The following is a 20,709-nucleotide window of genomic DNA, read 5'->3' as shown; positions in this document are numbered from 1 at the left end:
ATGCTTTTCAATTCTCCATTTTTAATTCTCAATTTATTTTTTGTGCTTTCATTGTCTTAGCTTTTCCATCTGTATGGATGCGGAAGATATAAATACCGGAAGAAAGAGAGCCGGTGTAAACGATCTTTCCAGGGTTCTTTTGGCGAATGACCGTTTTACCGTCTAACGTGATGACTTCTAGCAAATCCACTTTTTCATTTCCGAATAGTTCTACCTGATCTGTAAACACAGTGGGAGAGATCGTTGTTTCCGAAAGGATGATCTTTTCATTTCCTACATTTACTTCTTTGTCGGCATCCGCTTTCTTGCTTTCGTCTTTTCCGTATAGAGTGGAAACCTGATACAAGATACTACCTGTCGGTGCTTGCTTGTCTATATATTGGGTGATAAACTTATTGGGGACGTTGCCGATTTTGCTTCCATTACGATAAATGTTATAACCTGTTATTGTCGGAAATGCACTTGCCTGGCTGCTCCGGAGTGAAGAACCGACTTCGGATATCCGAGTGAGTATGGGCATTGCTGATGACTTACTTAACAATGTTGTGTCGTTGGATGCAGTTTTTATAGTTGGTATATCCTTTGTTTTTGAACTGACGGTGGCGGCAAGAAAGAAGTTGAAATCATAATTTTCATTTTCATTTTCAGAAGGTTCATACAGATATTCCCACGTTTCTCCATCGAATGAAATCAAATTACCTTTTCCATTGACTGCTGGTCCTTCGTCCATGACTGCTGGATAGGCGGTGGATAGTTTAGCTTCAGCGTGGAAAGCGATGATTAGTTCTTGGGAAGCATCAATGACAAATGGTTCTTTAAGCGGGATTTCAATTAATTTATCAAAAGGTAAATTAGTCAACTTTTGTACATATTTTCGTTTTCCTTGTATGATGTTCAGCGTATAAGATGAACCTGAGGTTGGTATGAAGGAAACAGATTCAACAAGGTGCCCGTGCAGAGGTTTCAGATCTTCCTTATTCCATCTTTGTCCGAAATAGAAAGGTTGTTTGAAACCTAACGAAAGATAAGCTGTCCCATTTCCCCAGTAGATCATTTGCTGGTAAATAGGTTCCTTCCATTTGACGAGGATATTCTTGCCATCAGTTGAGGTGGTTACATCGGTTGGGATCTTCAGTTCATAGACATAAATAGATGTGGTGGCTACAGCAGACTCTTTGTTGTCTGTATACGATGCGGAAACGCTGTAAGATTGGATACCGGTTTCAGGTTCTTTGTCAATATAAGATGTAGAAAAGGTACGTCCGATCAATATATTGTTTCGATAAACGTTATACTGTTCCGGTTTTTCGCTGGCAGAGACGGGTGCTTTCCATTTCAATAGAACCTCTCCGTTTTGGTAGACCGATGTCAGATCAGTTGGCATTGCTTTCGGAGCTGTCGCGTATCGGCCGGCCAGTTGTGTTTTGCCGGTATGATTGGGATCTAAATATATATCCATACGAGATGTATTGTCTTTGTTTGGATATTGATCCCAGTGATAATAAAGTTTACCATAAGTATTGGCTCCGTTCGGTTTTTCGCAAGAAGATGAACCGCCACTCAATGTACCGACAATCTGTTTGTTTTGATTGAACAATGGAGAACCTGAGGATCCTCCTTCCGTTACAGCATGCCCATTGGCTGTTTGTTCGAACACGACGTTCCAATGTGCGTTTGGTGCGCCTTTGATGTTGTCTATACCATACCAAGTAGAGGTCCTTGCCACCTTGTTGAAAGTCGATATCTTCATATAATCCCCTGACGGATGATGGATACCTACTCCTGATTGGGCGGCTGTGTTGCTCCGATCCCAACCGTTGTAGTAGGCATTGTAGTGTTCCGGGATAGTTTGGTTCAATAAAAGAAGCAGACCGTCTGAACCGCCATCTAATGGGATTCCGGCTATTTTCTTGCATCCGGTTATTGTTCTATAAGATGCGATACTGGAGTTATTTTCACATCCGGTATGTTCGAAATGGAAATAGAAAGTATATTTGTTTAAGTTTTTTTCTGTGACTGGTATATCCAAGTCAATGCAATGGAAAGCAGAAAGGATGTAAGGTTTCAAATCTTCAGCTGTGTTGTTTACCAAAGCTCCGGAGCAGATATAGATGTAGTTTCCAATAGGCAATGTCATTTGGCAAACACCGTTTTTCTCTGTTTGCCAAGCTTCCCCCTCTTCGCAATTGATATTTACCATACAAGATCCAGAAGTGCCAGGGCCTGTATCGGCCATCGTACGTGAAACATGCAAATGGTTATATCCGTATCCTACAGCATCTATTGCGATGCGGGGATGTTCGTTTTCCGATATGCCTGCTTCATATTCGAGTATGATCTTGTCACCGGCTAAAAATTCGGTGGCATATTCTTTCGTTGGTGGATTGGTATGATGGGTAAAGGCACCAATCAGGTGTGTTTTATCGGAGCTGTAAATAAAGAGTTTCCCATTTTCCGGAATATAAAAATCTCTGAAACTGAGCATTAAAGCTATGGCGTCTTTTGCCTGTACTTGTAGTCGCCATACTCTTTTGCCATCAGGTAGGGTATTCCAGCTACCAGCATTGTCTATTGTCAGGTCTGTCGGGAGTAAAACTCCTACTTTCAGCGGTGCCCCTTGGCTGACCTGCCATCTGTCTACTGTTTTCAGGTCCTCTACGCTGAAATTGATGGGGATCTGAACGGTTGGCAGATCGCTTTTCAGTGTGTTTTGATACTTGAAGGAAGTGGGTGTTCCACCTTCGCTGATTTGTGCATAGGCAGATCCGGGAAGAACTATTCCTGTTACCAACAGGAATAAACCGATTAGCGGGAGTAGGGCCTTTTTGTTCATATATTTTATAATTGGATATAAATCTGTTTTTGTATAACCAATATCCTGGTATCCAATTTAAAGGTATAGACAGAATTGACAAATGTAATATTTATTTCTGATTTGGATAGGGGTTTTTTCATATTCTGTGTCTTATGGATAAAGTTGGATAAATATATAAAATAATGGAATCATCGAATAGCAAAAAAAATGTCCCGCAGCTCTGGTATTGGAGCCAGCCGGAGAATGGGTTTAGTTTTGAAGATGCAGAGACGATTGCAAAAGAGTTTGTGTTTGAGGCAAGGGAGGATAAATCGGGAGACCGTTTTCTTCATATAGCGTTTGTGTGATGTTTGAGTCGTACGGAATTATCTTTTCTCCAATCTGAAAAAATAGCTCCCATCTGAAAAAAGGAGGACGGGAGCTATTTTTTATTTATCTTATTGCTTCGTGTGCTTTTGCTACAGCTTCGTTTATATTGCTGCAAATATTTTCCGTTCCGATCTTTTTGTCGAAACCAGATTTGACAAGTACACGACGTACATGCTCGTTCACCCCTGAAAGAATCATATGTATGTGTTCGGCTTGTGACAGGCGGAACAGGTTCTCTAAGTTATGCAATCCTGTCGAGTCCATAAAGGGAACCTTACGCATGCGGATGATACGGATCTTCGGTTTATCTCCCATATTGTGCATGATATCGTCGAACTTACTTGCCACCCCGAAGAAAAACGGACCGTCGATTTCATATACTTCCACACCTTTAGGAAGGGAAAGGACTTCTTCGTCATGGTGGATTTCTCCATCGTCCGATAGATCGATCTCGTCTTTTACTACCGATACATGAGTCGTTTCAGCTACACGCTTCATAAAGAGGAACATGGCGATAAGCAATCCTACTTCGATTGCGATCGTCAGGTCGAAGATAACCGTCAGAAAGAAAGTTACCAGCAACACCGACACATCGCTTTTCGGGTTCTTCATCAGCGAACGGAACGTACGCCATTCACTCATATTATACGAAACGATAATCAACACGCCTGCCAGGCAAGCCATCGGAATATGTTTGGTCAACGGACCCAAAAAGAGTAAAATCAGCAACAATACGATTGCATGGATGATGCCGGCAACCGGAGTGCGTCCGCCGTTGTTGATATTCGTCATGGTACGGGCAATCGCACCGGTAACGGGAATACCGCCGAAGACAGGTACGATGATATTGGCGGCCCCTTGTGCAATCAGTTCGGTATTGGAGTTATGCTTGTCTCCTGTCACACCGTCGGCCACCGTAGCGGACAGCAACGATTCGATTGCTCCTAACATTGCGATGGTGAATGCGGAAGGAAGCAGAAGATTGATCGTTTCCATATTGAAGTTGATCGTTTCGGGACCGGGCAGGGAAGCATTGATCGTAAAACGGTCTCCGATCGTTTCGATTCCCGTGATCCCTAAATGATAGCGCATGACGTAGACGACAACTGTCATCAGGATAATGGCAATCAACGAACCCGGAATCTTTTTGGAAAACTTCGGTGTGATGGCGATAATCACGATACTGGTAAGCCCGATCAGTAACGACCAGAGGTTCATCGTATCGAAATGTTCGAAATAGGCGATCCATTTGGAAATGAAATCCGCAGGGACCTTATCCATTGTCAGCCCAAAAAGGTCTTTCATCTGCGTGGTGAAAATGGTGAGGGCGATACCACTGGTGAAACCGACAACGATCGGGTAGGGGATAAACTTGATAACTGTTCCTAGTTTCAACGCCCCCATGATTACTAGAATAATACCGGCGACAACAGTGGCGATAGCCAGTCCTTCGATTCCGAAATTTTGGATAATGCCGTATACGATTACGATAAACGCACCTGTCGGTCCGCCGATTTGTACGTTGCATCCTCCTAACAACGATACGAAAAATCCACCGAGAATAGCGGTGATCAACCCTTTTTCCGGGCTTACTCCCGAAGCGATACCGAAAGCGATAGCGAGTGGTAATGCTACGATCCCAACAATAATACCGGCCATCAGGTCGGTCATAAATTTCTCTTTAGAGTAGTTTTTCAGCGCTGATACTAGCTTGGGCTGAAAATCAAACTTGTTCTTCATCTTTCTGCCTGATTGATTAAAAGTGCTGCAAAGTTACAAAAAAAGTAAATATGTTTTTAATCTTTTTTATAAGCTTGTATGAATCTGTTGTTGCAATGAAACCTTCTGTCTCCTGCAAAGGAATCTGCAGTTAGATACTTAAATAATTTATTTTCGGGTTAGCATAAATATTATCTATTGGGTTATAGAAATATTTTGTATATGTAAATTTGCTGTTTGCTTGAACATTTTCCTACCTTTGAACGTTATTTATTTAGGGGTGATTATATGAACTTATTTTATATATACATAAATTAGCATTATGGAAAAAAGTATTAAGGGTACTCGTACCGAGCAGAATCTGCTGAAATCATTTGCCGGTGAATCTCAGGCAAGAAGTCGTTACACGTTCTTCGCAAGCGTGGCCAAAAAAGAAGGTTACGAACAAATTGCAGGTGTATTTATGGAAACAGCTGAACAGGAAAAGGAACACGCCAAACGTTTCTTCAAATTCCTCGAAGGTGGTATGGTTGAAATCACAGCAGCTTATCCGGCAGGCGTGATCGGAACAACTGCTGAAAACCTGGCTGCTGCTGCTGCCGGAGAAAACGAAGAGTGGGCTGACCTTTACCCTGCTTTCGCTGATATTGCTGAAGAAGAAGGATTTAAAACTATTGCTGTTGCTTTCCGTATGATTGCCAAGGTTGAGGCTGAACACGAAAAACGGTATCGCAAGCTGTTGTCTAACATCGAAACAGGTACGGTGTTTGAAAAAGCCGAAGCTATTTTATGGCAGTGTCGTAATTGCGGTTTCGTTATCGAATCAAAGAAAGCTCCGCAGAAATGTCCGGCATGCGAACATCCTCAGGCTTACTTCGAACCGATGAAACAGAACTATTAATCGATAGATTTACATAGTTTTATCTGTTTTTCGGGCACGGATTACACGGATTGCACGGTTTAATTTGATTTAAAACTGTGAAATCCATGTAATCCGTGCCTGTTTTTATATTATAACTATTATCTTTAGACTCTCTATTTATATGAATTTGAATTTACTTGTTGATGAGCATATCGATTAGAAAACTCAATAAAGTGTATCCGAACGGAAACCACGCATTGAAAGATGTCTGTCTAGAAATACCGACTGGTATGTTCGGACTTTTGGGCCCGAACGGGGCTGGCAAATCTACTTTGATGCGTATTTTAGTGGCTCTTATGGAACCTACTTCGGGTGAGGTGAATATCTGCGGGTACGACCTGATGCGGCAGCGCAAGGAGATACGGGGGGTATTGGGATATCTACCACAGGATTTCCGTTTTTTCGCCAAATATAAAACGTATGAGTTTTTAGATTATGCTGCGCGTCTTTCCGGTATGAACTGTAAGTCTTTGCGGAAAAATGCAGTGGACGAGATGCTGGAGAATGTCGGACTTTTCGATGTACGCGACCGGTATGCCAATAAGTTGTCGGGAGGTATGAAGCGCCGTTTGGGGATTGCGCAGGCATTGATTCATCACCCGAAAGTGATTATTGTAGACGAACCCACGACGGGGCTCGATCCTGAGGAGCGGATTCGTTTTCGCAATCTCCTGTCGGAAGTCAGCGAAAACGACGTGACAATTATCCTTTCCACCCATATCGTGGGCGATATATCGAGTACATGCAACTGTATGGCGCTTATGAATAAGGGAGAAGTTTCTTTTTACGGTTCCCCGCAAGATATGTTGAGGCAGGCGGAAGGAAAAGTGTGGCGTATACGGGTGACTAGCGACGAATTGCATGAGGTGGATAAACTGTATCCGGTTATCTCGACGATTCCCTCCGGTACGGGCTGGGAAGTGCAGGTCGTGGCTGACGAGGTACAGGGATATGATGCGGAATCCTATCCGCCTAATCTGGAACATGCCTATGTCTATTATATGGAAAACAAGTTGAACCGTTGGAGAAACGATTAAAAGAGATCACTTGCCTATGTCATTTATCACGAACATACGATCTGTAGCTAAATACGAAAGCAAGATATTGGTGAGGAGTTGGTTTTTCCGTATCTTCACCCTGCTTGCCGTGGTGTTTTTAGGATTTTTCAACTTTGCCATGATGTTGATGGAGGACAATTTCGGCCTGTGGTTTGCAAAATCGGTTTCATCCAATATACCCTATCTGAACCTTTTGTTGTTGAATACGGGACAGGCGGTGGTCGCAGTTTTCCTTTCTTCCGAATTTCTGAAAAGGGACAAGAAGCTCGATACTTCCGAGGTCTTTTATGTCCGGCCGCTCAGTAATGCCGAGTATGTGGTCGGGAAGATATGGGGAAACCTCAGGGTGTTCCTGTTCCTGAACCTGCTGGTATTGGCGATTGTGCTGGCTTTTAACTTTATGGCATCGGGCGTGACGGTCGATTTGCCGGCTTATCTGGTTTATTTCTTTCTGATCAGTATTCCTACTTTGATATTTATCATCGGACTTTCAATTTTCCTTATGTTGTTGTTAAAGAACCAGGCGCTCACTTTTATACTTTTGTTAGGGTATATTGGGCTGACCTTGTTTTATATACAGGATAAGTTCTACTACCTGTTCGATTATATGGTGTATAACTTGCCGTTGTTCAAATCGACGATCGTCGGGTTCAGTAACCTGGAGCTGATCTTAAACCACCGAGCGATTTATTTCTTTGCCGGTTTGGGATTCATCTTCTTTACGATCTTCTTGTTCAAGCGGTTGCCGAATGCTAGGAGAAGCCATTATCCGTGGTTGTTCCTTTCGTTCTGCATGTTCTTGCTAATGGTGACGGCGGGTTTTCGACATGTACGTTCGATTCTCAGGGAAGGGGAGATGCGTGCTTTGTACACAAGTATTAACAATAAATATGTATATGAGCCAAAGATGGCGATTGATTACTACGATATTTCGGTGGAACAGAAGTCTGAAACAATCCGTTCCGTTGTCGGGATGGAGGGAACGGCGCTTGCTGCATCGGAAGTATTTATCTTTTGCCTGAATCCCGGATTGAGGGTCGAGGAGGTAAAGGATGGAGAGAAGTCGTTGAATTTTAAGCGGGAGGAACAGATTTTAGCGGTGGATTTCGGAAGGGAGATAGAAAAGGGTGATACCATTTCGTTTTCGGTCAGTTATGAAGGGAGGATAAAAGATGATTTTTGTTATCTGGATATCCCGGAGGAGGTCTTGCAGCAACCGTATGATAAGGAAATGCTTAAGCTCGATAAGAAATATAGTTTTCAGACATCAGATTATGTGCTGTTTACGCCCGAAACCTATTGGTATCCGCGCCCCGGAACGGGGTATAGCGACAAGAGTCCTGATTGGCAACAGACCTATTTCAGTCGTTTTCGGTTGGATGTGAAGCCGCTTCCCGGACTGGTTGCTATTTCGCAGTCAGCAAACAATCCCTATCAGTCCATTTCCCTTATTATCGGAAAATACGAACAGAAGAGTGTGGAAAGTGATAGTACGCTCTATAGCATCTGGCATATAAAAGGGCACGATTATTACGAGGCGGCGTTCGATTCGATCCGTGATACGATTCCGGGATTGATCCGCAACCTGCGGGAGAATCTCGAACGTACGTATAAGTTGAGTTACCCGTTCGACCGGTTTTCAGTGGTGGAAGTTCCGGCACAGTTCTATAGCTATGTCCGTTCCTGGTCGCAAGCGCAGGAAGTGGTGCAGCCGGAAATGGTTCTTTTCCCGGAACTGGGCTGTATGTTCAATCAGATGGATTTTGTCAGAAGCAAGAAAAACCAGTTGAAATGGTCGAAGCGGGGAGGGCGTGAGATCAGTGAAGAAGAGGCGGAGATTCGGGTGATGAACAGTTTCCTGTGGATTTTTTCGCAGACGGAAGGTAACTATAATTTCTCTTCTGGCAGTCGAGGCAAGTTCAATATCTCTTCCCAAAGCAATCCATATTTCCTGTTTCCCGAACTCTATAATTTCCGGTATAATATCTATTCTTCCGAATGGTCTGTTACGAACCGGTTGGTCGAACTTTATCTGCAGAGGAAATCCGATAATAATGGGTGGGAACGCGAGATAAACGGGATCAGCAATAATGAGAAAGCGAACCTGCTGATGGAGAGATATTCGTTTAAAGAGCTTCTGTCTGATGTGAAACATCTCGATTTGCTGAATAACACGATCAGTCTGAAAGGGTATTGCTTGTTTGCTCCTGCCGAAGTGAATATGGGGATCAGTCTGTTCAGGGATTCCCTGTATGCCCTGTTGGAACGGAACGAATTTCGTAATATGCGCTTTGAGAACCTGTTAGATACGTTGGAGATGATCAGCGGGGCCGATATCCGTGCAGGTATTTCCGGATGGGATCGTCCGACGCCTCTTCCTTTCTATACGATCGGGCAGCCCGAAGTGACCAAGATCACGAACAAGGGACAGGAGAGTTTCGTGCTGAAGCAATTGGTCAGCAATAATTCTGATAATGACGGTATGCTTCAACTCAATATACAGATCGGAGGCTATGGTCCGAGTATCGATCCGCGTGTGAGCCGTAAACTGCCTCTTGCCGCCCGACAGACCAAGTTGCTGGTAACGGTCTGGGAGGAAGCGCCTCGCCAAGTGGATGTGAATACGCTGATAGCCGGAAATCTGCCGAGTATACTGAACCTGCCTGTTACTAACATCCGGGAAGAACGAGAGAGGGCGGTCGATACCGAAGGAGATTTCATTGTTACAGACTTTTCTCCCGTAGTGGAAGGAGAGGTGATCGTCGATAATGAAGATTCTCTTTTTTTCCTGTCCGAACCAGCCGTGGTTGGGCTTCTGCCCAAGTGGCTCGATAAGGTCGAAAATACTTCTTTTAAATATGCCGGTGTCTCTCCCTGGCGTGCCCCGTTGCAGTGGACGGCTACGACGAATGCCGCCTACTATGGCCGCTATATCCGGTCAGCCTATGTGATCAAGAGTGGTAACGGCAGCCAAACGGCAACCTGGAAAGTTCCGATTCTTTCTGCCGGACAATATGATGTCTACTATTATGTTTCCAAAGACAATGAGCTGAAATATAATAAGCAGGCTGGCGGTGAATACCATTTTAAGGTGGAGTATGACGAAGAAAACGAAGATGCTTATATAGATCTGAAAAAAGCGAATGAAGGCTGGGAACCTATAGGCGCCTACTACTTCAGTTCCGATACGGTCCGGATCACCCTGACGAACGAGTGCAAGCTACGAAGCGTGACGGCAGATGCGGTCAAAATAGTAAAACGATATTAATAGAATTAGATACATGATACGAAGAGAGTTACTATCCATGAAAAAGATAATACTGACGGCTGCCGTCTGCCTAGGTGGGTATGTCCCGTTGCAGGGGCAGGTCTCGCTGACGATCGAGAAGGCGATGGATATAGCGGAAGAGCATAGTCCTTCCCTGCGCCGGTCCCACATGAATCTGGAACGTTATCAGCAGAACTTGGTTGCACAGCGGGCTTCCCTGAAATCGAAGTTCTCGTTGAACCTTAATCCGGTGGATTACAGCAAGAGCCGCAGTTTCGATAACCGCCTGTCTCAGTGGTATACGAATGAGAGGTTCAGTGCGACTGGAACATTCCAAGTGGATCAACCGATCTTGTGGACGGATGGTGTTCTCTCATTGATCAACCGTTTCGGCTGGCAGGATAATAACTCCAATATCGACGGTACGAAGACCAGTAACAAGGCGTTCAGCAACGACCTTTACCTGCAGCTTTCGCAACCCATCTTTACTTATAACAAGCGTAAGATGGAACTGCAACAGATCGAATACGATTATGAGAATGCCAATATCAGCTACGCATTGCAACGATTGAGTACGGAAAAGGATATTACCCAACAGTTCTATTCTGTCTATATGGCACAAAGCCAATTGGCTATTACTAGGGAAGAACTGACCAATGCACAGCAAAGCTATGAGATTATCAAGAATAAGGTGGAAGCCGACCTGGCTGCCCGCGATGAGTTGTTTCAAGCGGAAGTGAATCTCGCTTCCGCGCGTTCTTCTCTAGAAGAACAGCAAGTATCGCTTGAAAACTCGAAAGACCAGTTAAAGCAGACGTTGGGGATGGATCTGAACGAGGATATCATGGTCTTTGCCGAAGTACAGATCAAGCCGGTGGAAGTGAATCTGGAAAAGGCGATACAGCATGGTCTTGAATCGCGTCTGGAACTGCGTCAGCGTGAGATTGAGAGCAAAGAACTAGCTTTCGATATGATTAAGACGAAGGCTCTGAACGAGTTCAAGGGAGATATTGCTCTCTCTTTCGGTCTGATCGGTGATAACCGACATCTGGAAAAGATTTATAATAACCCGACGCAGAATCCGCGTGTTGCCATCAGCTTCAGTGTCCCGATCTTTGATTGGGGAGAGAAGAAAGCCCGTGTCAAGGCGCAGGAAGTAGCCCAGAAGATCAACAGGCTGGAATTCCATGAAGACAAAGTCAACATTGAACTGAACATCCGCCAGACCTGGCGTAACCTGGAAAACTTGCTTTCGCAGATCAAGATAGCCAAGCAGAATGTTGCAAATGCACAGCGTACCTATGATTTGAATCTGACCCGTTACCGGGAAGGCGATATAACTGGTATGGACATGAACCAATTCCAGACCCAGCTTTCAAATAAAAAGATCGCCTATACGCAGGCGCTTATCAATTATAAGATCGAATTATTGAACCTTAAGATACTTTCCCTCTACGATTTCGAGCACGATGTGCCTATTGTCCCGATGGAAGATTTAGTAACGAAAAAATAATATGAATATGAAATATACAATCACATCTCTCTTATTGTTCGTCCTGTTGACGGCAGGTTGTAATAATCAGCCACAGAATACACAGAACGATATTGCTACACCCGTGTCGGTAACGAAATTGAAGAAAGGTTCTATCAGCAAGCTGGTCAATACGACCGGTACGGCACAGCCTACCTATGGAGTAACGCTCAATTCCGAAATGAGTGGCTTGTACAAACTGCAAACCAATCCCCGTACAGGCAAGCCCTTTAAACTGGGAGATATCGTCTCCAAAGGACAACTGATCGTCCGCCTCGAAGACCGGGAATACGAAAACGGTATCGCTATCGATGCCAAAGAGTTGAGTCTTGAAATAGCCGAGCAGGAGCAAGTGAAGCAGAAAGCCTTGTATGAGAAAGGCGGTGTGACGCTTAGTGAAATGCGTAATACGGAGGTAAAAGTGACAAACGCCCGCTATGATTACGAGAACGGTAAGCTCAATTTGGAGAAGATGAATGTCAAAGCTCCTTTCGACGGTGTGATCGTGGATTTGCCCCATTATACGTCTGATGTCCGTATCGAACAAGGGAAACCGATAGTCGGTATCATGGACTATGCTCGTATGTACATGGATATCAATCTGCCGGAAAGTGCTATCGGGTATGTGAAAGCGGATCAGCCGGTCTATATCACCCATTATACGTTGCCCAAAGATACGATCCGAGGGGTGATTAGCGAATTGTCGCCTGCCATCAGTTCCGAAACCCGTACTTTCAAAGGGAAGATACTGATACAGAATGACGGTTTGAAACTCCGTCCCGGCATGTTTGTCAAAGCTGATATCGTGGTGAATAAGGCGGACAGTGCTATCATCATACCGAAAGATGTGATTCAGTCCAACCGCCGTGTCAAATACGTTTATATCGTCGAGAAGAACACGGCCCTGCTTCGCGAACTCAAGACCGGACTGGAAGACGACAAGAACATCCAGATTCTGGAAGGGCTGAAAGAGAACGATAATTTGGTGGTGAAAGGTTTCGAGACATTAAAAGAGAATGCAAAGGTAAAAGTTCAGAAATGAAAAGTATTATCAAATTTGCGGTAAGCAATCCGGTCACAATTTGTATGTTGGTATTGGCGATCCTGCTGTTGGGCAAGATTTCCTATGACCAGTTGGCGGTTGACCTGTTGCCCGACCTGAATAATCCCCGTCTTTTTATCGAGTTGAAGGCAGGCGAACGTCCGCCGGAGGAGATTGAGAAGCAGTTTGTCAAGAACATGGAGTCGATGGCGATTCGGCAGAGTGACGTGATACAGGTTTCATCCGTGATCCGTGCCGGTTCCGCCCGCATTACGGTCGAGTACACTTGGAAGAAAGATATGGATGAGGCCTTTCTTGACTTGCAGAAAGCTATGAACCCTTTTGCCCAAAATAAAGATATCACCGAACTCAAGATCACGCAGCATGATCCGAATCAGTCTCCTGTCGTTCTGATTGGACTTTCGCACCGTAGCATTACCGATATGGCGGAGCTTCGGAAGGTGGCGGAGAGCTATATTCGTAACGAGTTGATCAGTCTGGAAGGGGTTGCGGATGTTACGTTGTCGGGCGATGAGGTTAGTACGCTAATGATCCGTACGGACCCTTATAAGCTGGATGCCTTTAAATTGACGATAAATGATTTGTCTTCCAAGATAGAGGCGAATAACCAAAGCGTTTCCGGCGGTCGTGTCAGCGAGTTGGGGCTGCAATACTTGGTCAAGAGTTCGAGCTTGTTTGCGACGGAGAGTGATTTTGAGAATCTGATTGTCGGTTATAAGCCGGTTGCGGCTGAGGCTACGGCTTCGGGGACTTCCGGTGCGGTTTCCACATCGTCTATGGACAAAGCTCCGATATTCCTACGTGAAGTCGCTACTGTCAGCTTCGAGAATGATCGTCCGGAAAATATTGTCCGCATCAATGGCAAGCGCAGTATCGGATTGTCTGTTTACAAGGAAATGCGTTTCAATACGGTGAAGGTTGTCGATGGTGTGATCCGCCGGTTGGCGGTTATTGAGCAGGCGTTGCCCGGCTATCGTTTTCAGGTGATCACGAATCAGGGTACCTTTATCAAGAATGCAATAGGAGAGGTGAAGAGCAGTGCCGTTTTAGGGATTATCCTTGCGGTGGTGATCTTGTTCGTCTTCCTTCGTCGTTTGGGGACGACGTTGATTGTCAGCTTGGCTATCCCGATTTCCATTGTCGCAACTTTCAACTTGATGTTCTTTAATCATCTTACCCTCAATATCATGACGCTTGGTGGATTGGCGCTCGGAGCCGGTATGTTGGTGGATAATGCGATCGTAGTGATCGAAAGTATTTTCCGTAATCAGGAGAAAGGGATGACGATACGTGAAGCTGCCATAGCGGGAACCTCCGAAGTGGCCGGTGCGGTCATTGCCTCGACGTTGACGACGATCGTCGTCTTTCTGCCGATTGTCTATCTACATGGCGCTTCTGGAGAACTGTTTAAAGATCAGGCCTGGACGGTGACGTTCTCGCTGGTATCGTCGTTGTTTGTGGCGATCTTGGTGATCCCGATGTTGTATGACCGGATTACCGGATGGCAGGATCGTGGTGCTGGTGGTGGTACACGGGGGGGAAACGGCATCCGGATTACCGGTTACAGCCCCTTGTTGCGCACGCTGCTCCGCCGCCGTTGGGTGGTGATCGGCTGCGCTTTGATGTTGCTGGTGATAGCGGGGTTGTTGGTTCCCTTTATCGGTACGGAGTTTATGCCGAGAGCCGGGAGCAAGGCGTTCTCTGCCGTTATCAAGTTGCCGGAAGGGACTCCGTTGGAGCGTACCGCTTCGGCTGTCGGTAACCTGGAGGATTTGATGCACACCATCTCGCAAGACTCCCTGTGTACGATCTACAGCCATGTCGGATCGGGTAGCGGTTCGGAGAATGATATATTCGAAGGGGAGAATACGGCTGTCATGAAAGTGATCCTTTCGCCTTCCTGCCCCGTTCCGCCCGAAGAGGTGATGGCGCAGTTCGTACAGGCTACCGAAGATACCGAAGGGTTAGAGGTCACCCTGAAGCAGGAAGAGAACTCCCTCAGCTCCCTTTTGGGAAGCGAAGGAGCCCCCATCGTGGTCGAGGTAAAAGGAGAGGAACTGGACGAAATAGCGTCTATCACGGAAGAAGTAAAAGGACGGATCACCGGTCTGCCGGGACTTTACAATGTCCAGTCGTCCGTTGAAGACGGTGCCCCGGAGGTAACGATCTCCGTCGACCGCACGGTTGCCGGCATTCATAATGTCAGCGTCTCGACCGTTATCGAACAGTTGAAGCAACAACTCAGCGGTCTCGAATCCGGCAAGATGGAGTACCGGGGAGAGATGCGGGATATCCTGATCAAGGTTCCCGATATCACCTTGCACGACCTCGGTGGACTGGTCATACGAAACGGTGAGAAAGAATTCCGCTTGCAGGAGATCGCAACGATCACCTGTTCGCAGGCTCCGAAAGAAATCTTCCGTCGTGGACAGAACCGCATCAGCAAGGTAACGGCCAATCTCGATGTTGGCTATTCGCTTGACAAGGTGGCGGACGAAATACGCTTTGCAGTGAAAGATATTGACTTGCCTGCCAACTATTTGATTACCGTTACCGGCGAGGAAGAGATGCGCCAGGAGTCCATGAACAGCCTGATGTTTGCTTTGGCCCTTTCGGTGATCCTAGTCTATATGGTACTCGCTTCGCAGTTTGAGTCGCTGTTGCATCCCTTCACGATCTTGCTGACGATCCCGTTGGCGGTGGTAGGGGCGATTCTACTGTTCTTTCTGACGGGGACGACGATCAATATGATGGGAGTGATCGGCATCGTGATGTTGGTCGGTATTGCGGTGAACAACTCGATTATCCTAGTCGACCGTATCAACCAGTTGAAACAATCCGGCATGGAGCTGACGGATGCCATCGTGGAATCCGGCCAGCAACGTATCCGCCCGATCCTAATGACGACGCTCACGACGATCCTAGCTCTCCTGCCGATGACGTTCGGCTTCGGCGAAGGTGCTTCACTTCGTTCACCTATGGCGATCGCAGTGATCGGTGGGTTGGTGACTTCGACCGTCATGAGTCTGATGGTAATCCCGTGTGTATATTATGTATTTGAAAAAATGAAAAGGGAAAAATGAATTTTTTACTACATAGGAAGATTGCGATCTGTATGCTGTTCATAGCCTTGACAGGATTAGGCTACGTGTCGTACAAGCAGTTGCCGGTAGAACTGTTGCCTAACGCGGAGCTTCCGATGCTGTTTGTACAAGTCACCTCGGCACAGGATATGGATCCGTCGTATGTCGAGTCGGAAGTCGTGATCCCTATCGAAGGGGCTATCGGAACCATAGGTGGAGTAGAGCAAATCGAATCCCTGATCGATAGCCGCCAGTCTTCCATCAAGATTGACTTCAAGTCAAATATCAACTTCAAAATTACTGCCCTGAAGTTGCAGGAGAAGATTAACGAAATCGCCTCTTCTCTTCCCGAAGGCTTTACAATACAGGTACAAAAGATCGATGTTTCGATGCTTGCCGGTGGCTTCATGTCGCTCCAGGTGCGTGGATCGGGTGGTACGGACCGGGTTCGTAACTTAGTGGAGAAAGAGATAAGGCCCGACCTGGAAAACATTGACGGCATCGCTTCCGTCAATATCTATGGTGGTCGCGAGAAGGCCATAGAGGTGCAACTCGATCCTGATGCCTGCAAAGCCCTCAATTTGACTCCTTCCGCTATTAGCAGCCTCTTAACACAGAATACGCAAGAGAAGGCGTTTGTCGGCTATGCCAGTGAGCCGGACGGGAAATACTTTGTCCATGTCAATTCTCCTTATACCGAAGTTTCCGACCTCGAAAACATCGTCGTTGCCTCTGGCCCCGTGTTGCTGAAAGACGTTGCCACCGTTTTCTTCGACATGAAAGAGGAGACAAGCTACAGTCGGGTCAATGGCAAAGATGCCGTTTCCGTTTCCCTGCTTGCTGACTCGCAGGCCAACTTGATCCAGCTTTCTCACCGTACGGTCGGAGTGATTGACCGTCTGAACGAGCAGCTTGCCCCGCTCGACCTCTCGATCGTCGTAGAGAATAACCAAGCGGAGACGATGGAGGATAACATTGACCAAATCATCCGCCTTGCGATCGTGGGTGGTCTACTTGCCGTCGTCATTCTCTGGCTTTTCCTGAAGAACCTACGGTTGGTGTTCTTCATCGCTCTGTCCATCCCGATTTCCGTTTATACGGCATTCAATTTCTTCTACGGGGCAGGGATTACGATCAATAGCCTTACGTTGGTTGGTATGGCGCTGGCGATTGGTATGCTGCTGGACAACAGTGTGGTAGTCTTGGAGAACATCTACCGCATCTCATCTACCGGCAATACACCCGAACGTTCCGTGACGCAAGGTACGCGCGAGGTCTGGCGCTCCATCCTTGCCGCTACCCTAACAACGGTTACGGTCTTCCTTCCATTCGTCTTTTCCGATAATTTTTTGATCAAGCTGATGGGACACCATATCGGCGTTTCCATCATCTCGACTCTCCTGATCTCTCTCGCTGTCGCCCTCCTTTTCATTCCGATGGCTACCTATACGGTACTGAGGAAGCCGGATAGGGGCACGGTCTTTTATGAAAAAGTATCTGTCACGCAGCGGCCGGTACAAATCTATCTGGTGTTGTTGAAGACCTGCATGAGGAATTCCGGTGTGACGGTCTTTGGGGCCGTCATCCTGCTGTTCCTTTGCTTGATCCTTTCTGTCTCCCTGAATATCCAGGACCGAAAAGAGGTGGAGAGCGACCGTTTCAGCATCTATGTGACGATGCCGACCGGCAGCACGCTGGAGAATGCCGACCAGGTCGTTCGTGTCATCGAGGAACGCCTTGCCGGGTTTCCGGAGAAACAAGATCTGATCAGCCGTATCCGGGAAACGGACGCCGAGCTGACACTTGTTCTCAAAGAAGATTACCGCCAGATCGGGAAGCGCAGCATCACTGACATTAAATCCGATGTGCAAACTCGCCTCCGTACCATCAACGGCGCCGAAATATCACTTTCTGAAGCCGGAAGCGGTGGAGGCAGAGGGGGAGGCGGCTCCGGGGATATGATGGGTGGCATGGGGAGCTTCATGCGTCTTTTGGGTATCGGTGAGAACCGCGAACGCATTGTGATCAAAGGCTCTGATTTTGACCTTATGCAGCGGGTGGCGGAGGATTTTCGCTATTACCTCGACGAACAGGAGTTCATCCGCAATACCCGTGTCTCCTACAGTCGCCCGCAGCCGGAGATTCGTCTCGGTTTCGACCCGATCCTGCTGACCTCCTACGATATCTCTCGCCAGAACATAGCTTCCGGCCTCACATCTCTGAACCCGGAGATTTCGTCCGGGACTTCTTTCAAGGTGGGGGAGGATACCTACGATATCATCATCCGTAACCGGACGGTAGAGGAGGAAGAGGCTGGCAAGAATCGGGACAAGACGGTGGACGACCTGCGCGAAGTGCATATACCAAGCGCTTCCGGCAGCCTGCACAGGCTGGAAGATATCGCCTCCGTCAATTATGGCCGCGGGCGTGCCCGTGTCACCCGTGTGAACCAGGACAAGCAGATTGAGTTGTTCTATTCTTTCTCGCGCGACGTTGAAGAGTCGAGAGACCTCCTCGAAGGCTACCGGTCGGATATCGACCAGTTGGTGTCGGGTTATAACCTGCCTTCGGGCGTGGCGGTCGAAGTGTTTCACGAGGAAGATATGTTTGCCGACTTCAAGTTTCTGCTGTTGGCTGCCTTTATCCTGATCTTTATGATCCTGGCTTCGGTGTTCGAGTCCTTTGTGACGCCGTTCGTCCTGCTGTTCTCCATCCCGCTGGCTGCGATCGGTTCGCTGCTGGCGTTGTTGCTGACGGGCAACAGCCTGCTGAACAATGCGAACGTGATGATCGGGTTTCTGATCCTGCTGGGAGTAGTGGTGAACAACGGTATTATCCTGATCGATTATGCCAACATTCTCCGCCGGCGAGGTTATCGCCGCAACAGGGCGTTGATGACGGCTGGGCTGTCACGTATTCGCCCGATCCTAATTACTTCCATCACGACGATCGTAGCCATGTTGCCGATGGCGATGGGTAACTCTGAGTATGCCGGAGCGATCGGTGCACCGTTTGCCATTACTGTGATCGGCGGTCTTTCCTTCTCTGCATTGTTGACGCTGATCCTGATCCCTACCGTTTGTATGGGACTGGAAAACACGCTACAATGGTACAAGGAGCTGTCCGCGAAAGTATGGGTTCTGCACGGTTTGCTCTTTATGGCAGGAGCCGGCTGTATCTGGTTTTATGGTGGTGGCCTCCTGTGGCAGTCCGTCTATGGGGTGTTGTTGTTGGCCGGTATTCCGGGAGTGACCTATTTTATGCAGACAAGTCTCCGCCGTGCCCGTTCGAAGGTGATCGATCCGGAGACGGACATCCATATATCCGTCCGCAACCTGGTGAAGATATACGACTGGCCGGGACGTGTCAGCCGCCAGTGGAAGAGTGGCCTGCTGATCCGTCGACGGTTAGGTTTGGAGAAAAACTACCTTATACCTGCCGGATTGCCGGATGACTGTCCCGTTCCCGTGCCTGACATGGGATCGCAAAAGATCAGTCCTGATACCTCCTCTGATTATGTGGATACCACTGGTGCTTCTGCGATCCCGCTTCAGACGCGAGAAAGAGGATTCTTTATGGAACTGGGCTGGCAGTTCGTCCTGTTAGGTTTCGGTGTCTGGTTCACCTGGTTCTTTGTCGGGAACAGGTTGTGGATATTTCTTCTCTCTTTCGCAGTCTACGCCGCAACGCTTTACCTGTGGCGCAAGGTACGTGAATATCTCTATGGACGGTTTGCAGGAAGCCGGACGGTGAAATACGTTAACCGGATCATCTTTTGGGGCCTTCCTCCACTGATCCTTTTTGGTCTGTTCCACAAATTGGATAATCCGAACTTGGTGGGGACGATCGGGGTGTTGTGGGCGTTCTGCATAGCAATCTATGTGACTTCTGGCTATCTGTACGAGAAGGAAATCAATATCGAGCGTGTAAAAGGACGTTTCGCCGGGCTGCGTCGTTCGTGGTTCCGTATGGTGAAAAGTATTCCGCTGATCGGGAAACGTCGGCAGCCGTTCAAGGCACTCCGAGGCGTATCGTTCGAGATCCGTACAGGTATGTTCGGCCTCTTGGGACCGAACGGAGCAGGTAAGTCCACCCTGATGCGTATCATCTGCGGCATTTTGGAACAGAGCTACGGCAGTATCTGGATCAACGGACTGGATACGCGTGTCTACCGGGAGGAACTGCAGAGCCTGATCGGTTTCCTGCCACAGGAGTTCGGGACATACGAGAATATGTCATCTTGGGAATTTCTCGATTATCAGGCGATCTTGAAGGGCCTCGTCAATCCCGAGCTGCGCCGTGAGCGGTTGGAGTATGTCCTCCGCGCCGTCCATATGTTCGACCGTAAAGATGAGAAAATCGGTTCTTTCTCCGGCGGTATGAAACAACGTATCGGTATCGCTCTGATTCTGTTGCACCTGCCACGTATTTTAGTGGTAGACGAACCTACTGCCGGACTCGACCCGCGCGAACGCATCCGTTTCCGAAACCTGTTGGTGGAGTTGAGCAAGGATCGTATCGTGATCTTCTCTACTCATATCATCGAAGACATATCCAGTTCATGTAGCCAGGTGGTCGTGATCAACAAAGGCAGCCTAAAGTATTTTGGCGATCCGGTTGATATGGTCGGCATGGCGGCCGGAAAGGTCTGGCAGTTCGATATAGGTAAGACAGAATTTGAACAGGCATTGGATAAGTCCCGGATCGTCAACCATATCCAAAAAGACGACCGTATCCGGGTCCGTTACCTCTCGACCACCTCTCCGTATGATGGAGCGGTACAAGTGGAACCGAACTTGGAAGATGCTTATCTTTGCTTGTTGAAAGAACTTTAAAAATTTATGATTTATGCGTCGATGGTAAATCATAAATCTCAAACCA

At 47.2% G+C, this 20,709-nt stretch carries 10 protein-coding genes; 8 read left to right on the top strand and 2 right to left on the bottom strand.

The window, feature by feature from the left end:
• Window positions 1–28 precede the first annotated feature (28 nt).
• Entirely contained in the window at window positions 29–2,833 is a 2,805-nt protein-coding gene (locus tag NQ542_RS14320; protein ID WP_005639599.1) for a T9SS type A sorting domain-containing protein, read from the bottom strand.
• A gap of 164 nt (window positions 2,834–2,997) precedes the next feature.
• Here NQ542_RS14320 and NQ542_RS14315 point away from each other — a divergent pair, with 164 nt between their 5' ends.
• The gene (locus tag NQ542_RS14315; protein ID WP_005639595.1) at window positions 2,998–3,162 is read left to right on the top strand and encodes a hypothetical protein; all 165 of its coding nucleotides are present in this window, start codon (window positions 2,998–3,000) and stop codon (window positions 3,160–3,162) included.
• 85 nt (window positions 3,163–3,247) lie between these two features.
• Here NQ542_RS14315 and NQ542_RS14310 read toward each other — a convergent pair whose 3' ends face one another.
• Window positions 3,248–4,924 (bottom strand): SulP family inorganic anion transporter, encoded by a 1,677-nt coding sequence (locus NQ542_RS14310; protein ID WP_005639592.1) that lies wholly within the window; start codon window positions 4,922–4,924, stop codon window positions 3,248–3,250.
• A gap of 301 nt (window positions 4,925–5,225) precedes the next feature.
• On the opposite strand from NQ542_RS14310, the gene rbr reads away from it, so the two are divergent.
• From rbr to NQ542_RS14275, 7 genes are all read left to right on the top strand, one after another.
• A complete protein-coding gene (gene rbr / locus NQ542_RS14305; protein WP_005639590.1) occupies window positions 5,226–5,804 on the top strand; it encodes a rubrerythrin in 579 nt (192 codons plus the stop codon).
• A 164-nt stretch (window positions 5,805–5,968) separates the two neighbouring features.
• The gene (locus NQ542_RS14300; RefSeq protein WP_005639588.1) at window positions 5,969–6,862 is read left to right on the top strand and encodes an ABC transporter ATP-binding protein; all 894 of its coding nucleotides are present in this window, start codon (window positions 5,969–5,971) and stop codon (window positions 6,860–6,862) included.
• 16 nt (window positions 6,863–6,878) lie between these two features.
• Complete coding sequence (locus NQ542_RS14295) at window positions 6,879–10,151, top strand: golvesin C-terminal-like domain-containing protein (RefSeq protein ID WP_005639586.1); 3,273 nt, start codon at window positions 6,879–6,881, stop codon at window positions 10,149–10,151.
• A gap of 37 nt (window positions 10,152–10,188) precedes the next feature.
• Window positions 10,189–11,664 (top strand): TolC family protein, encoded by a 1,476-nt coding sequence (locus tag NQ542_RS14290; RefSeq protein WP_005639584.1) that lies wholly within the window; start codon window positions 10,189–10,191, stop codon window positions 11,662–11,664.
• A gap of 1 nt (window position 11,665) precedes the next feature.
• Complete coding sequence (locus NQ542_RS14285) at window positions 11,666–12,724, top strand: efflux RND transporter periplasmic adaptor subunit (RefSeq protein ID WP_005639582.1); 1,059 nt, start codon at window positions 11,666–11,668, stop codon at window positions 12,722–12,724.
• Window positions 12,721–15,828, top strand: a complete 3,108-nt coding sequence (locus NQ542_RS14280) for an efflux RND transporter permease subunit (protein WP_005639580.1) — start codon at window positions 12,721–12,723, stop codon at window positions 15,826–15,828. The genes NQ542_RS14285 and NQ542_RS14280 overlap by 4 nt, the downstream gene beginning before the upstream one ends.
• Window positions 15,825–20,663, top strand: coding sequence for an efflux RND transporter permease subunit (locus NQ542_RS14275; RefSeq protein ID WP_005639578.1), 4,839 nt, complete (start codon window positions 15,825–15,827; stop codon window positions 20,661–20,663). The genes NQ542_RS14280 and NQ542_RS14275 overlap by 4 nt, the downstream gene beginning before the upstream one ends.
• Window positions 20,664–20,709: the final 46 nt, after the last annotated feature.

The sequence above is a fragment of the Parabacteroides merdae ATCC 43184 genome (assembly GCF_025151215.1).
Lineage (GTDB): Bacteria > Bacteroidota > Bacteroidia > Bacteroidales > Tannerellaceae > Parabacteroides > Parabacteroides merdae.
Note: the sequence above shows the minus strand (reverse complement) of the source record. Positions and strands in the feature narration are given on the sequence as shown.

Coding starts and splice junctions, on each gene's coding strand:
- NQ542_RS14320 (WP_005639599.1), bottom strand. CDS start 2,833: ATGAACAAAAAGGCCCTACTCCCGCTAATCGGTTTATTCCTGTTGGTA.
- NQ542_RS14315 (WP_005639595.1), top strand. CDS start 2,998: ATGGAATCATCGAATAGCAAAAAAAATGTCCCGCAGCTCTGGTATTGG.
- NQ542_RS14310 (WP_005639592.1), bottom strand. CDS start 4,924: ATGAAGAACAAGTTTGATTTTCAGCCCAAGCTAGTATCAGCGCTGAAA.
- rbr (WP_005639590.1), top strand. CDS start 5,226: ATGGAAAAAAGTATTAAGGGTACTCGTACCGAGCAGAATCTGCTGAAA.
- NQ542_RS14300 (WP_005639588.1), top strand. CDS start 5,969: ATGAGCATATCGATTAGAAAACTCAATAAAGTGTATCCGAACGGAAAC.
- NQ542_RS14295 (WP_005639586.1), top strand. CDS start 6,879: ATGTCATTTATCACGAACATACGATCTGTAGCTAAATACGAAAGCAAG.
- NQ542_RS14290 (WP_005639584.1), top strand. CDS start 10,189: ATGAAAAAGATAATACTGACGGCTGCCGTCTGCCTAGGTGGGTATGTC.
- NQ542_RS14285 (WP_005639582.1), top strand. CDS start 11,666: ATGAATATGAAATATACAATCACATCTCTCTTATTGTTCGTCCTGTTG.
- NQ542_RS14280 (WP_005639580.1), top strand. CDS start 12,721: ATGAAAAGTATTATCAAATTTGCGGTAAGCAATCCGGTCACAATTTGT.
- NQ542_RS14275 (WP_005639578.1), top strand. CDS start 15,825: ATGAATTTTTTACTACATAGGAAGATTGCGATCTGTATGCTGTTCATA.